This window comes from uncultured Christiangramia sp., from assembly GCF_913046405.1.
GTDB classification, from domain to species: domain Bacteria; phylum Bacteroidota; class Bacteroidia; order Flavobacteriales; family Flavobacteriaceae; genus Christiangramia; species Christiangramia marina.
The window spans coordinates 1-15,385 of sequence record NZ_CAJWRQ010000073.1; the positions used below are offsets into that span (position 1 = coordinate 1).

Below are 15,385 nucleotides of genomic sequence, written 5' to 3' on the forward strand. Positions count from 1 at the left end.
CAAATCGAAGTGCTAAACAACGATTCTGATCCTGATGGAGATGAACTAACCGTTACTGAAGTAACTCAACCAGGAAATGGTTCAGCAGTAATCAATACTGACGGAACAGTAACTTATACTCCGAATGAAAACTTCAACGGTACAGATACGTTTACTTATACCATTTCTGATGGTAACGGCGGAACAGATACTGCTACTGTAACCGTAACTATTGGTGCTGAAAATGATGCGCCAGTTGCCGTGGACGATTCGGCTACTACTTCTGAAGATACTCCTGTACAAATCGAAGTGCTAAACAACGATTCTGATCCTGATGGAGATGAACTAACCGTTATTGAAGTAACTCAGCCTGGAAACGGTTCAGTAGTAATCAATCAGGATGGAACGGTAACTTATTCTCCAAACGAGAACTTCAACGGTACAGATACGTTTACTTATACCATTTCTGATGGTAACGGTGGAACAGATACTGCTACTGTTGTTATTACAGTTACACCGGTTAATGATGATCCTGTTGCGAATAATGATACTGCCACTACAGATCAGGAAGTTCCGGTAACAATTACAGTTTTAGATAATGACACCGATATAGATGGTGACGAACTGACCGTGATTAATACTACAAATCCGGAGAACGGTTCAGTAGTAATCAATCAGGATGGAACGGTAACTTATTCTCCAAATGAGAGCTTTACAGGTGAAGATACCTTCACATATACTATATCAGACAATAATGGTGGAACAGATACGGCTACGGTAATCGTTTTCGTAAATGATACTGAAGGACCTGAGATCGCCTGTCCGGATACTCTTAACCAGGAGAATGATCCTGGAATTTGTGGAGCCGTTGTAGAATTCAGCTTACCTGAAATAGTTGATAATTCAGGAAATGCAACGATCGAGCAAACTGCTGGTCCTGCTTCCGGAGAAGTATTCCCATTTGGAACTACCACCGTAAGCTTTACAGCAACTGATGCTGCTGGAAATACCAGCTTCTGTAGCTTCGATGTGATCGTAACAGATTCTGAAGCTCCTGTAGTGGAAGAAATGAATGATATTACCGTAAATAATGACGCTGGAATATGTGGTGCTGTTGTTAATTTCGGAATGATTGGAGCAACCGATAATTGTAAACTGGAATCTGTGGAAGTGACCGAAGGTCTAACTTCAGAATCTGAGTTCCCGGTTGGAACTACAACTGTGACTTATACAGTAACCGATGCTTCAGGCAATACGACTACGGAAAGCTTTACAGTAACTGTAGTAGATAATGAAGCTCCGGCAATCAGCTGTCCTGAAAAAATGACTATTGGAACAGCAACTGGAGAGTCCTTTGCGATCGTAAACTTTACAGATGCTACTGCAACCGATAATTGCGAGGTAACTGTAGAACAAACTGGCGGACCGGCTTCCGGATCTCAATTCGAAATTGGAACTACCACGGTAACCTTTACTGCTACCGATGCTGCTGGAAATACTTCAGAGTGTAGCTTTACTGTAACAGTGGAAGACAACGAAGATCCAACGATCGTTTGCCAGGATGATATCGAAATAAGCAATGATGAGGATATTTGTGGTGCTGTCGTTGAATTTAACACACCTCAGGGATCTGATAATTCTGGAGAATTTACGGTATCTCAAACTGCTGGCCTGGCTTCAGGAGAAACCTTCCCTGTAGGAACAACAACTGTGACATTTACTGTTACCGATGCTGCAGGAAATACTTCTGAATGTTCATTCGATATTACTGTTACTGATGATCAGGCACCGGAACTTGAAGCCTTAGAGAATATCACTGTAAACAATGATACCGGAATATGTGGCGCTGTTGTAACCTATGAAGCTCCTACTGCTACAGATAATTGCGAATTAGCCGAAATTACTTTGACTGAAGGTATGGAATCCGGAAGTGAGTTTCCGGTAGGAACTACAACTGTGACTTACACCGCGACCGATAATAACGGAAATACTGCCACTTCTACTTTCACTGTAATGGTGATAGATAATCAAGCTCCTGTTGTTGAGTGTCCTGAGAATATCACAGTGACAGTTGGCTTCGGAATAGAAAGCAGCATTGTAGAGTACAATATGGCTCAAACGACCGATAACTGTTCTGGAGAGACCATCACTATGACTAGTGGAATTGCTTCAGGTGAAGAGTTTCCTCTAGGTGTGACCACGATCACTTTTGAAGCAACTGATGCTGCTGGAAATACTTCAGAATGTAGCTTTACAGTGACCGTTGAAGAAGAGCCTGCTCCTGCTCCACCGGCTGCTCCTGAAGTAGACGTAGTTCAACCAAACTGTTCAGAACCAACAGGAACTATCACGGTAGACGTGCAAAATGGATTAACTTATAGTATAGATGGTGAAACCTACCAGGCGAACGGGATATTTACAAACTTGAGTCCGGGAACTTATGATGTTGTTGCTCAGGATGAGTTTGGTCAGTTATCTGATCTTACTACCATCGTTTTAACTGAACCAGTTGCAGAAGATATCGTGCTAATCGACAATGGAGTGGTTGATCTATGTATCGATGATTCAGCTTTCAATCTTTTTGATCTAATTGCAGATAATGAAGATGTTGGAACCTGGATTGATACCGATAACACAGGTGCGCTGGATAACGGATTTATTACTCCGGGATCTCTAGAACTTGGAACCTATACTTTCGAATTACAAATCGAGGGGAACTGTCCTCAAAGTACATTCGTAACCGTAATGATCAACGATGACTGTGTTGTTTTGGACTGTAGTGTTCAAGATGTAAGAGATAGCATCTCTAAAGCAGTAACTCCGAATGGTGATAACATCAACGATTTCTTTACTATCGACACGGATATTGCATGTGGATTCACATACGATCTTAAGATATTTAATAGATGGGGTGCCAAGGTTTTCGATGCTAAAAACTACCAGAATAACTGGGATGGATACTCCGACTCTTCATTTACAAGCTCAAATCAATTGCCATCAGGAACATACTTTTATGTTCTGGAAATAAGAGAAGGTAACTTCGAACCAATTCAAGGTTATATTTACTTAGGAACTAAATAAAAAAGGGAAACCATGAAAAAAGTTTATCTAATTATATTAATGCTATTTGTTGCGGCCCCAGGATTTTCGCAGCAGCTCCCTCAGTTTACTCAATACATGTATAACACGGTTTCCATCAACCCGGCATATGCTGGTAGCAGAGACGGATTCTCCATTACTGCCCTTAACCGTAATCAATGGGTTGGCGTAGATGGAGCACCGGTAACCCAGACCTTGTCCATCAATTCTCCATTGCGAAATGATAAGATCGGTTTAGGGCTTTCAGTCATCAATGATAAGATTGGGGACGAAAACACAACCTTTGTGTATGGTGACTTTTCCTATAGAGTAGATCTTAGTGCAGATGTTTCTCTTCGACTGGGCCTTAAAGCTGGTGCTTATTACTATGGACTTGATGATCCAACGATTGGAACAGATCCATTCTTTGCGGATGATTTTAACAGGTGGACACCAAACTTCGGCGCTGGAGCATATCTATCAGCTCAGAACTGGTATGTTGGATTGTCTGCACCTAAATTGATCAATAAAGACAATAATGAGCTGGAAGAGTTTAGAGCATTGGAGCAGGTACACTATTACCTAACTGCCGGATATGTGTTTGATCTTAGTGACAACCTGAAACTACGTCCTTCTACCCTGGTAAAGGCCACTCAGGGAGCACCGCTTTCAGTAGATTTGACTGCTACGGCAATTTTTGATGAAAAGTTTTATCTGGGAGCAAATTATAGAATAGATGATGCCATTGGAGCTTTTCTGGATGTACAGTTGTTTCCAGGCTTCAGAGCGGGTTATGCCTATGAATACTCTGTGTCTGATATTCAGCCATATACTTCAGGCTCTCATGAATTCATTCTTATTTACGAATTCAGATTTAAAAATACCAGATACAAATCTCCACGTTTCTTCTAACCAAAGTCTATAGATTATGAAAAACTACTACATATTTTTCCTTTCTATCTTTATCTGTTCCCTTGGGATTCAGGCTCAAAGTGGGAAACAAAAAAAAGCAGACAGGCTATACAAAGACTTCGCTTATCTTGAAGCTACTGAAGTTTATAAAGAACTTATAGAAGATGACTACAATGTTACTTATAACTCTACTCGCTTGGGTGATGCCTATATGATGCTACGTAGTCCGGAAAATGCCGTTTTTTATTATGGAGACGTTATTGAAGACACTACCATCTTTCCAGAATATTACTACAAATATGCACAGGCTCTTCGCGGAGTGAAGCGATACGATGAGTCCAGAACTTTCTTAAAACGTTACCTCGAAACAGGAAGAAATTCTGATGGAATACAAACCATGCTGAATAAGGATGAATATAAGAGTATGGCAACCTACAAACTTCAGCAAGCAGATTTTAATTCTGAAGTCAGTGATTTTGGAGTATTCGAGAGGGATGGTACGATCTATTTTGTTTCCGCCAGAGCTCAGGATGTAGATGTAAAAGAGAAAACGTATAGCTGGAACGGTGAACCATTTTTGGACATTTATGTAATGGATTCAGAAACCGGAAACATAAAACCTATACCAGGGGATATCAATACCAAACTACATGATGGCCCGGCAGCAGTTTCTCCAGATGGCAGTACTATATATTTTACCAGAAATAATTATCTCGGTAATAAGGAAGGAAAAAGAGATAAGGATAAAACCAATCACTTAAAATTATATTCGGCTACTTTATCCAATGGTTCATGGATAGATGTAAAGGAATTACCTTTCAACAGCAATGAATATTCCATTGGTCACCCTTCACTATCTCGAGACGGCAAAACACTATATTTTACTTCAGATATGCCTAATGGCAATGGCGGAACAGATATCTATAAAGTAGCGATCAATGAAGATAACACATATGGGCCTGCAGAAAACCTTGGAGCTCCGGTAAATACAGAATTTGATGAGACCTTCCCGTTTATGGATACCGATGGTACTCTTTATTTCTCTTCTAATGGACATGCCGGCTTAGGTTTGTTCGATATCTTCAGATTAGAAGAAGATAGTGATACTGTAGAGAATTTAGGAGAGACCATTAATAGTAGTCTTGATGACTTCGCTTATTTCCAGGTGGAAGATTCTAAAGAAGGTTATATTTCAAGTAACCGGGAAGGAGATAATGATAATATTTTCGTTTTTAACAAGATGAATCCTTTAGTGGTTGCAGGAACAGTATCTGATGCTATAAATGGAAATCCAATAAGTTCTGCAACAGTTAGGATCATGGATGAAAATGGTGAGGAACTTGCATTTCTCGAAACAAATGAGGATGGTTATTACGAAACTCAAATTGACCGGGATTTAGAATTTCCAGTGGAAGCCAAAGAGATCAAATACGAAACTTTCAATGGAACGATAGATACGAGAGAGACTGATGAAACTGATACCTTAAAATATGATATTCAGCTAAACCCTATTAAAGATGTTGAATACCTGGCTGAAATTGACAATATATATTTTGATTTCGACAAATCGAATATTAGACCAGATGCCGCACAAGAACTGGATAAACTTGTAGCACTAATGCAGGATGAGTATCCAGAACTTGTAATAGCAATTGGTTCTCATACAGATCGTAGAGGGACAGATGCTTATAACGTAAAACTGGCCGAACGTAGAGCTAAGTCAACCTTCGACTACCTGGTTGCTAATGGTATAGCCGAAAATAGAATTCAGGAATACAAAGGATATGGTGAGAATAAACCGGCTATAGACTGTGACAGATGTTCAGAAAAAGATCATCAACTAAACAGACGATCTATGTTTAGTGTTGTTGAAATGAAAGAATCTAAATAAGATATTTTAAGACCCTACCAGAATCGAAGCTGGGGTATCGACAAAGGTTGATATGATAAATAAATCGACCCCAACAAATCGATTTGAAAAGAAAAAGGTTCAGCCTCTAGCCTGAACCTTTTTCGATTTTATAGGTTTCAATTAAAACATTTAGATAAAAAGTTCTATCATGGAAGGTATTCAACGCTTGTTGAACTTATTTCCTAAAGTATCAAGCCCCATTAAATCACTATTTTTATTCTCCTAGGTAGAATCTCATCCTACTCATTAGTCATTTTATTATCTGGAGTCTAAAATTGAACCGTATTTCATTAATATTCGTAAATATTAATGGACCATATTGGCACAATTAGTGAGTTTTACAAATTCTACCAACATAAGAATGAAACACATGAATATAAAAAGTAAATTAGTGATCTTTCTTATTAGCATTGGAATCCTTGCTTCCTGCGAGAAAGAGGAAACACCTACCGAAAGAAACCCCAATCTTCCCGAGAATGTTATCGATGAGAACGAAGAACCTGTAGACGAAGCGATAGAGGTAGAAAGTTTTGTATATAATGGTTTAAACGAGATCTATTTATATAAGGAGGATGTGCCGGAACTTGCAGATAATTACTTCTCATCATCTACGGAAAAAACAGAATTTCTGGTAGATGCTTCTTCACCAGAATCTCTCTTTGATGATCTAACTGCAGATTTTGACAGATTTAGCTTTATAACTGATGATTATAATGAACTTGAGGAAAGATTTGAAGGAATGAGTGGAGCTACTGGTATCCAGTATGGTATTGGGCAGATCTCTAATTCAGATTTTGTATTTGGTTTTATACGATATGTATTACCCGGAACATCTGCAGATGAAGCAGGTTTGACCCGTGGTACTGTTTTCACTGAAATTGATGGTCAGCAATTGACCTCTTCAAATTTCATGGAACTTATAGGTCAGGATAGTTTTAGTATTAATGTAGCTTACGTGCAGGACAACCAGATCATTGTAACAGATCAGGTTGTAAATCTAACTGATGATACATATACCGAAAACCCGGTATATATTGCTAAAACGCTGAATATAGATGGTAGAAAAATCGGCTACCTGATGTACAATAGCTTTACGGCAAGCTTCGATTATGATCTCAATGCAGCATTCGCAGAATTTCAGGCAAATGGTGTTACAGACTTGGTGGTAGATCTAAGGTACAATGGTGGTGGTTCTGTAGAATCGGCTGTTGATCTGGCCAGTATGATCACCGGACAATTTGAAGGCGAGATTTTTATGAAGGAACAGTGGAACGATAAATATCAAACCTACTATGAAGCTCAGAATCCTGAAGCTTTATTAAATAGATTTGATGGAAATGTTAGAAGTGGTTCATCGATAAACAGCTTAAATTTATCTGAAGTTTATATACTAACATCAAGATCCAGTGCATCTGCCAGCGAACTTATTATCAACGGCCTTGATCCATATATAACCGTGAACCAGATAGGAGATCGTACTGTAGGAAAATTCCAGGCTTCAGTAACTCTCTACGATAGCGATGACTACACAAGAGAAGGTGCTAGTGAAAACCATACGTATGCTATGCAGCCATTAGTATTCAAATCGATTAATGTAGATGGTAATTCAGATTACATTAATGGATTACAACCGGATGTAGAGTATATAGAGGATCTAAATAATCTTGGAGTTCTTGGCGAACCTTCAGAACCTCTTCTGGAAGTTGCCATCAATAGCATTCTGGGACGATCCGGTATTTCCAAGTCAAGAGTAAACAGGATGGAAATTGAGCTTCTTGGTGAAAGCGGGATGAATAAAGCCGACTTTCAGAAAATGTATATCGATCGTATTCCAGCTGTGATTCAATAGTTGAATTTTGATTTATTGTAGCTAAAATTTTATTGAGATAATAAAAAAGGGAACAGCCTCTAGCCTGTTCCCTTTTAGATTTGGGGGGTGTATGTATTATTCTATTTTTTTACAAATATGTTCGTGAAATAATTTTTCCCTTCAGCATCCTGTCTAACAGAAATTCCAAAATGAGTATAATTCCCTTCAATATTGTCTTTGTGCCCTCTACTCTTTAGCCATGCATTAATTACTGCTTCAGAAGTTCTATATCCATAACCTACATTTTCTCCTACCTTGCTCGCACCTACTGCATTCATCAAATAGGAAGCTCTATCAGAAAAGTTATCATGGCTAACTGCACCTGCATCTATCATATAGTAATTATGATCTTCAGATTCAACTGAACCTTCAGCTAGCGGCAGTAATTCACTCAATCCATTAGCTTTTCTGTAAATATTAAGATCTTCTAAAATCTCAACTTCCAGGGCGCTGTATTCATAAGAAGCACGACTGGTTACAGTTTGATCATACCCGGTTACATCATCTTCAGAATTGTCTTTTGAACAAGATGTAAGAAACAGAGTACATAAAATCAAGATTAGTCCGGGTGAGTAAAATTTCGTCATAATAGAGGTTCATTTAGATTGGGATGATAAATGTACATATTATATCGATGAAAAACATCCGTCACTTTAAATACGACTAATTATATCACAATTTTAACATAAACTGTAGGAATTTACAGCTAATTATCTGGAGATATGTCGATTAAAGAACTATTGGAAGAAATATTAATTTGTTATTCAACGACTATTTCCTGTCCGTCGTCGCCTAAAATTACATTTGGGAAAACAGTAAATGCTTCCTCTTTAAATTTATTAATATCGCCATAGCGAGTAGAATAGTGACCAAGAATGAGCTTACCTACTCGGGCAGATTTAGCAATTTCAGCAGCTTGTTTAGCGGTGCTATGCTTAGTAGGAGCAGCGAGTGCGGCTTCGCTTTCGAGAAAGGTTGATTCATGATAAAGAGCAGTCACTTCCTGGATCAATGGAACCATTTCAGGATTATACATCGTATCACTACAAAAAGCATAGGATAGAGGTGCTGCAGGATCTTCTGTGACCAAATTGTTTCTTACCAGGATGCCATCTTCCGAAGTGACATCCTTGCCCTTTTTTAAACTTTTAAATAGCGTATAATGAATGTTTCTTTGCTGGGCTTCATCTATAAGTAGCTTTCGATCACCTATTTTTTCTTTAAATAAGAATCCATTGGTATAGACTCTATGTTTCAAAGGAATAGTGCTCACTGTAACATCTTCATCTTCCAAAACAACCTCAGATTCCCTGGAACTCAGTTCATGGAAAATTAATGGGTATTTAGTCCAGGCTCCGCTTAATTGAAGTTGTACTGTAATAAACTTTTTGATGCCTTTGGGTCCATGAATATGAAGTTCAGATTCCCGGTTTAGTAAAGAAAATGTAGAAACAAGTCCTACCAGTCCAAAGACATGATCACCGTGAAGATGCGAGATAAATATATGTTTGATCCTGGAGAACTTAATTTTATTTTTACGCAGGGCAACCTGAGTGCCTTCACCACAATCAATAAGAAAAAGATGATTTTTAATCTCCAGAACTTGTGAAGTTGGATTAGTGAAACTTCTGGGAGTAGCGGCATAACAGCCAAGGATCGTAATTTTTAACTGGCTGTTACCCATTTTTAAAATCCAAGATCACGCTGAATCTCGTCCATCTGTATCATGTCCTCTGCTTCCTGCAATGTTGGGACTACGATTAATTCTTCCGGTAATTCATCTATTCCCAATGCATCATTAACGATCACAAAACTTTTGTTTGATTCTCTATGTAAATTGGAAACCTCTAAAAAAGCCAGCAGTTGCTGGTTTTCTAAATCCTTATGATTACTTAAATCCACAATGATGTTTGAAGACTCAAAATCCTGATGATGCTTGGTTAACTGACTCGTAAAGTCTGTGAGTTCTGCATTTTCAGCAGAGATAAGTATATAATTCTCCTTTTCGGTTCTTTTCATAATTTCTTTTATTGTTTGATTTTGGATGCGAGCAAATAAATTACAGCCATTCTCACCGCAACCCCATTTTGCACTTGATCAAGTATAATCGCATGTTCAGAATCTGCCACGTCGCTGGTGATCTCCACTCCCCTGTTTATTGGTCCGGGATGCATGATTACAATTTCTTTATTGAGACTATCTAGCAATTTTTTATTCAACCCGAATTGTTTTACATATTCCCGGGTACTTGGAAAGTAACTAATATCCATGCGTTCATTTTGCACGCGCAACATGTTGGCTACATCGCACCATTCCAGAGCTTTTTTGAGATTCGGTTCAACCTTTACACCCAGAGATTCAATATGCTTTGGCAGCAAGGTTTTGGGCCCACACACTTTGACTTCCGCGCCCTGAAGTTTCAATGCGAAAATATTGGAAAGGGCTACCCGACTGTGAAGAATATCTCCCACGATCACGACCTTTTTGCGTCTTACATCACCAAGCTTCTCTCGAATAGAGTACGAATCAAGCAAGGCCTGGGTAGGATGCTCATGCGCCCCGTCTCCGGCATTAATAATACTGGCGTTTACGTGTCTTGAAAGAAATATTCCAGCGCCGGGGTTGGGATGTCTCATAACCACCATATCAACTTTCATTGAAAGGATATTATTTACGGTATCAATTAGAGTTTCACCTTTTTTTACTGAAGAGGAAGCTGCAGAAAAATTTATAACATCTGCACTAAGCCTTTTTTCCGCTAGTTCAAAAGAAAGTCTGGTTCGTGTACTATTTTCAAAAAAGAGGTTCGCGATGGTAATATCTCTTAAAGAAGGAACTTTTTTGATTGGTCTGTTGATCACTTCCTTAAAATGATCTGCCGTCTTAAATATTAATTCTATATCCTCCTGCTGAAGATATTTGATTCCCAATAAGTGATCTACACTTAATTCACTCCTCATGATCCAAGTCTTTTGCAATTAAATAAACCGCATCTTCTCCATCCTGTTCTTTCCAGCTTACTTTCACTTTCTCATCATTGATAGCATCTACCTGTCTTCCGGTGTAATCTGGCTGAATTGGTAAATGTCTGCTGAACCGCCTGTCTATCAAGCTTAATAATTCAATTTCGAGCGGTCTTCCGAAGGATTGGATAGCGGTCAACGCCGCTCTTATGCTTCGGCCGGTATAAAGAACATCGTCAATAAAAATTACATTCTTATCCTCTACTACAAAATCTATTCTGGTCTTATTCGCTTCCAGAGGTTTCTCTCCTCTTCTGAAGTCATCGCGGTAAAAAGTAATATCAAGCTGACCAGTTTTCAAATGATCCAATCCATACTCATCTTTCAGAATGCTGATAATCCTTTCAGCAACATATATTCCACGAGGCTGAATTCCTATAATTACGGTATCTTCGAAATTTGTGTGCTTTTCTACTAATTGACAGGCCAACCTGTGAAGAATGATATCAAGTTGATTTGAGTCTAAAAGAACTTTGCGGCTCATAAAACTGGTTGTAGATTGAAACAAAAGTAAGGCTTTTTTTGGATTGATCTTTTACTAAACTATAGTCTGATCGTTTTATCATTTCACTGCTGAAAACTATTCATTAAATATTTATATCCAGTTTATTTCTTAGAAACTCTTCAATGGCTTTCTCAACGATCTCGGTATCCTTCGATTTGATATCACTTCCTACGAAATGGGTTTCCGGGGTGGCCAGTGGTTTCAAAACTACCATTGAGTCTGGAGTACTAAGTAATTTATGAATATTTTCATAGATATCTACCTCTACATGTTCATCTTCCTGGATAAAGTTCTTATGATAATATAGGGTCAGTACAGGACAATGCACTTTCTTAAAAGTCTCCGGTATCATTGTGGTTTCGACGAGAACCTGAAGATCTACGAGAGCCCGGGATGGATAAATCGTATCCCAGTACTGGGTAGCGATTCGTTGTTTATGCTCAATTTTCCTATTATCCCCAAAACTTATTAAGCTCGCAATCTCGTAACCCCACGGAGTACTCAGTACAAAAGTACCAGGTTGATCATCCTCGAGATTTGGCCCCATATTAATGAGTGCATAAACGTCCTCAGGATATTCAGCAGCAAGCTTAAACGCCAGAGTTCCGCCAGTAGATGTACTCATTATAATCACATTTTCCCCAATCTGTTTACCTATGGCTAAAGCTTCCTTTGCAGATTTCCAGGCATTCTCTCCGTTAAAATCATCCAGACTTGCCTGAGGCTCAAGACCGTGACCTGCCCAGCGAGCATAGTAAATATTTGCATTTAATTTCTTAGCAATATTTTTATTTACTGGATAACCATCTCTATAACTACCTGCAAAACCATGGAGATAAATGATGCTATATTCTGTTTTGCCAGGTGTTTCTCCATACCATTCTATGCGAGCCTGGTTATTCTTACGTGTTGGCTTTTTAGATTCGCTATCGTTAATATGATCTTCCAGTTCGGTTAGACTGGAAGCTATTTTAGGAAGCTGTAGATCGTATTCAGGTTCCTCGGGAACTGGTCCGGTAAAGTAAGTGACTACGAGAACCGCCACGAGAACAAGCACAATCCAGTATCTGTTTTTCATGCTTCAATATTACTGAAATTTGACTAACCTCTTCGCTTAGACCTGAGCTAAATCTATCCTAAATATGATCAGTAAGAACTGTTATTCTTTCGAATTCCAGACGGTATACCGCAATATGAACCAAATATAAGTTTAACCTGAATCAACCAATTAATACCAAAATTCATGCTTTTTAAAAGTTTACTGTTGCTTAAACCGAAGAAAATATCTTAATTGCAGTAATGGATTCCCCCAATCTATTACAATCTATGACCTATGCAGAACGTGAGAGAACATGAAATCTCATTAATTATGCAAGAACCTCATGTTTTTGAATTTGTTCAAAAGTATGGCTTGCATGGATTTTTGATATATAAACCGGAAGAACCAGATTACATCTGGCTCAATATTCAAATCTTGCGACACCTTGGATTGTCTCCTCCATCACACATACTGAAGAAAACTAAAGCCGAGGAACATCTGAAGTTTTTGAACTGGAAAGAGCTACTATCAAAAATTAAAAATGATCCCGAGAAGTCCGGTCAAATAAGACTCAGAACATCCAGAGGTCACTTCAGAAAATTTTTTTATAAGGTTATTCAGTTACCTGACGGTGCACTCATCTTTGCTCTGGAAGAACAGAAGCAGAATGTTATTCAGCAATTGTCTGATAATATAGCTGGTGGAACGAGCAGCGAGGAGATCAGCCAGATGAAAAAAAGGTTTGAACTCAAAAGGTTGTTTATAGAACAGGCTCCTTCTGCAATAGCCATGTTCGATAATGATCTAAAATATATTGCTGTTTCAAAACGCTGGTTAAAGGACTATCATATTGAAAATATCGATGTGGTTGGAAAATCACATTACGAGATCTTTCCTGAAATTGGAGAGGATTGGAAGAAAATACATCAGGAATGTCTTAGCGGTGCGATACACAGCATGGATGAAGAATGTTTTGTTCGTGCAGATGGCTCAAAAAACTGGATCACCTGGGAGGTAAGACCCTGGTATAATTCTGAAAATCGAATTGGAGGTATCATCATGCATACCGCAGATATTACTGAAATTAAGAATAGCGAGGCGGAAAATCACCGCAAGCAGGAACTAATGGAAAAAGTTCTGGAAAGTGTTGAAGTAGGCATCGTAGCTTGTGATGCTAAGGGTAATCTTACATTATTCAACCAGGCAACCAAGAACTGGCACGGTTTACCAGCAGAACCTGTTCCTAAAGAAGAACTTTCCAGGCATTATGGCTTATACAATGCCGATGGCACGCGAGCTCTGGAACAGCACGAAATACCACTTATCAAAGCATTCAATAACGGGTCAATCGCTAATGAAGTCATTAGAATACGACCAGTTCGCGGAGAAGAAATTACAGTTTCGGTAAATGGTGTTCAGCTTTTCGATCATGATGGCAACCTGGATGGAGCGGTAGTAGCCATGCATAATATTAATCACCGGCTTCAGGCAGAAAAGAAGTTGCGTATTAGTGAGCAAACATTTCGTGGCAGTTTTGAACATGCCGCCATTGGGATGGCAATTCTGGATATAAACGGTAACTGGCTAAGTGTAAACAAAAGTCTTTGTGATATTATAGGCTATACCGAAGAAGAGCTCAGGAAACTAACATTTCAGGATATTACCCATCCAGACGATTTAAATAGCGACTTAAATCTACTAAATGAGCTGGTTGCCGGGGAACGCGAATTTTATCATATGGAAAAAAGGTACTTCCATAAGAACGGATCGATCGTATTCATCAAACTTGCCGTATCACTGGTTCGGGATCATAAAGGCAGACCTTTACATTTTGTTTCTCAAATAACTGATATCACTAAAGAAAAGATCGCTTCAGAAAAACTGCGATCAACTTTAAACAAACTGGAAGGCATCTTCAATGCAAGTACCCACGTTAGTATCATTTCAACAGATTCTGAAGGGCGCATAGAATCATTCAACAAAGGAGCTGAGAGGATGCTTGGGTACACCCAAACTGAAGTCTCTCAGCAATTGAACATTACTGCTATTCACGTTTCTAAAGAACTTGAATCCTTCTCCAAAAACCTCTTCAGTGATTACGAAAACTATGATCTTCCACAGTTCCTGAATAAGATTTCAAACAGCAAAAATTTGAAAAATAAGGACTGGACTTATGTTCGAAAAGACGGTACAGAATTTCCTGTGCAACTGGCAATTACTTCAATTTCAGATAACGGTGAGAATACAGGATACCTTTTTATGGCTATCGATATTACAAACCTGAAGATAGTTGAAGAAGAACTTTCCAGCGTAATGACCATCACCCAGGAGCAGAATGCCAGACTCAAAAACTTTGCTCATATAGTTTCTCACAATTTAAGATCTCATTCCAGTAACATTGGGATGCTACTGGATCTGGCGATGGGTGACTATCCAGAATTAAAAAAGAATGAAATCTTCTCACATCTAAACAATGCATCGGGAAATCTATCGGAAACTATTGAACATCTTAACGAAGTCACCCTGATCAATACTACCGTTGAAGAGAATTTGGGTGCTGTGAATCTATGTAAAAGCGTAGAAAATATTACTCATTCTATTACGGCCATTGCTGCCAGACAAAATGTTGATATTTATAATAACATTGCAGAAGATATCTTTGTTTTAGGTGTACCGGCATATATAGATAGTATTCTTCTCAACTTTATGACCAATGCTGTTAAGTACAGTTCTTCGGAAAGAGATGCATTTATAAAATTAAGCGCCAATGTATTGGGAGATGGATTTGTACGGATTGATATTGAAGATAACGGCCTTGGTATAGATCTCAAAAAGCACGGAAGAAAGCTGTTTGGAATGTACAAAACCTTTCATAAACATAAAGACTCCAGAGGAATTGGGTTATTTATTACAAAAAATCAAATTGAAGCCCTGCAAGGTAAAGTTCAGGTCCAAAGTGCACCTGGACAAGGAACCACCTTCTCAATCTATTTAAAAAATTATGATAAAAGTTGATATAGCCTGTATTATAGATGACGATCCAATTTTCATCTACGGAACAAAAAGG

At 38.6% G+C, this 15,385-nt stretch carries 11 protein-coding genes and 2 pseudogenes; 6 read left to right on the forward strand and 7 right to left on the reverse strand.

The window, feature by feature from the left end; all coding sequences use genetic code 11:
* Window positions 1–9 precede the first annotated feature (9 nt).
* Window positions 10–2,232: pseudogene (locus QZ620_RS10240) on the forward strand (HYR domain-containing protein); the annotation flags it as partial.
* A gap of 447 nt (window positions 2,233–2,679) precedes the next feature.
* On the opposite strand, the gene QZ620_RS13880 reads toward QZ620_RS10240, so the two are convergent.
* On the reverse strand, window positions 2,680–2,883 hold the full coding sequence (locus tag QZ620_RS13880; protein ID WP_366935457.1) for an FmdE family protein: 204 nt from the start codon (window positions 2,881–2,883) through the stop codon (window positions 2,680–2,682).
* On the opposite strand from QZ620_RS13880, the pseudogene QZ620_RS13885 reads away from it, so the two are divergent.
* The 4 genes and pseudogenes from QZ620_RS13885 to QZ620_RS10255 form a co-directional block, all read left to right on the forward strand.
* Window positions 2,794–3,060, forward strand: a pseudogene (locus tag QZ620_RS13885) (gliding motility-associated C-terminal domain-containing protein); the annotation flags it as partial. The gene QZ620_RS13880 and the pseudogene QZ620_RS13885 sit on opposite strands and share 90 nt — an antisense overlap.
* Before the next feature lie 12 nt (window positions 3,061–3,072).
* On the forward strand, window positions 3,073–3,969 hold the full coding sequence (locus QZ620_RS10245; RefSeq protein ID WP_295181311.1) for a type IX secretion system membrane protein PorP/SprF: 897 nt from the start codon (window positions 3,073–3,075) through the stop codon (window positions 3,967–3,969).
* Window positions 3,970–3,985: 16 nt separating this feature from the next.
* A complete protein-coding gene (locus tag QZ620_RS10250) occupies window positions 3,986–5,860 on the forward strand; it encodes an OmpA family protein (protein WP_295181313.1) in 1,875 nt (624 codons plus the stop codon).
* Between the two features lie 391 nt (window positions 5,861–6,251).
* Window positions 6,252–7,730 (forward strand): S41 family peptidase, encoded by a 1,479-nt coding sequence (locus tag QZ620_RS10255; protein ID WP_295181315.1) that lies wholly within the window; start codon window positions 6,252–6,254, stop codon window positions 7,728–7,730.
* A 101-nt stretch (window positions 7,731–7,831) separates the two neighbouring features.
* Here QZ620_RS10255 and QZ620_RS10260 read toward each other — a convergent pair whose 3' ends face one another.
* The 6 genes from QZ620_RS10260 to QZ620_RS10285 form a co-directional block, all read right to left on the reverse strand.
* Complete coding sequence (locus QZ620_RS10260; protein WP_295181317.1) at window positions 7,832–8,338, reverse strand: CAP domain-containing protein; 507 nt, start codon at window positions 8,336–8,338, stop codon at window positions 7,832–7,834.
* Between the two features lie 173 nt (window positions 8,339–8,511).
* Entirely contained in the window at window positions 8,512–9,435 is a 924-nt protein-coding gene (locus QZ620_RS10265) for a ribonuclease Z (RefSeq protein ID WP_295181318.1), read from the reverse strand.
* 2 nt (window positions 9,436–9,437) lie between these two features.
* Window positions 9,438–9,770 (reverse strand): ribonuclease Z, encoded by a 333-nt coding sequence (locus tag QZ620_RS10270; RefSeq protein ID WP_295181320.1) that lies wholly within the window; start codon window positions 9,768–9,770, stop codon window positions 9,438–9,440.
* Between the two features lie 8 nt (window positions 9,771–9,778).
* Window positions 9,779–10,711, reverse strand: a complete 933-nt coding sequence (locus QZ620_RS10275; protein WP_295181322.1) for an aspartate carbamoyltransferase catalytic subunit — start codon at window positions 10,709–10,711, stop codon at window positions 9,779–9,781.
* Window positions 10,701–11,258 carry a bifunctional pyr operon transcriptional regulator/uracil phosphoribosyltransferase PyrR gene (gene pyrR, locus QZ620_RS10280; protein WP_295181325.1) on the reverse strand — a complete coding sequence of 186 codons (558 nt, stop codon included), beginning with the start codon at window positions 11,256–11,258 and terminating at the stop codon, window positions 10,701–10,703. Before pyrR ends, QZ620_RS10275 begins: the two co-directional genes overlap by 11 nt.
* A 103-nt stretch (window positions 11,259–11,361) precedes the next feature.
* Entirely contained in the window at window positions 11,362–12,357 is a 996-nt protein-coding gene (locus QZ620_RS10285) for an alpha/beta hydrolase (protein ID WP_295181327.1), read from the reverse strand.
* 291 nt (window positions 12,358–12,648) lie between these two features.
* Here QZ620_RS10285 and QZ620_RS10290 point away from each other — a divergent pair, with 291 nt between their 5' ends.
* Window positions 12,649–15,333, forward strand: a complete 2,685-nt coding sequence (locus tag QZ620_RS10290) for a PAS domain S-box protein (RefSeq protein WP_295181329.1) — start codon at window positions 12,649–12,651, stop codon at window positions 15,331–15,333.
* Window positions 15,334–15,385 lie beyond the last annotated feature (52 nt).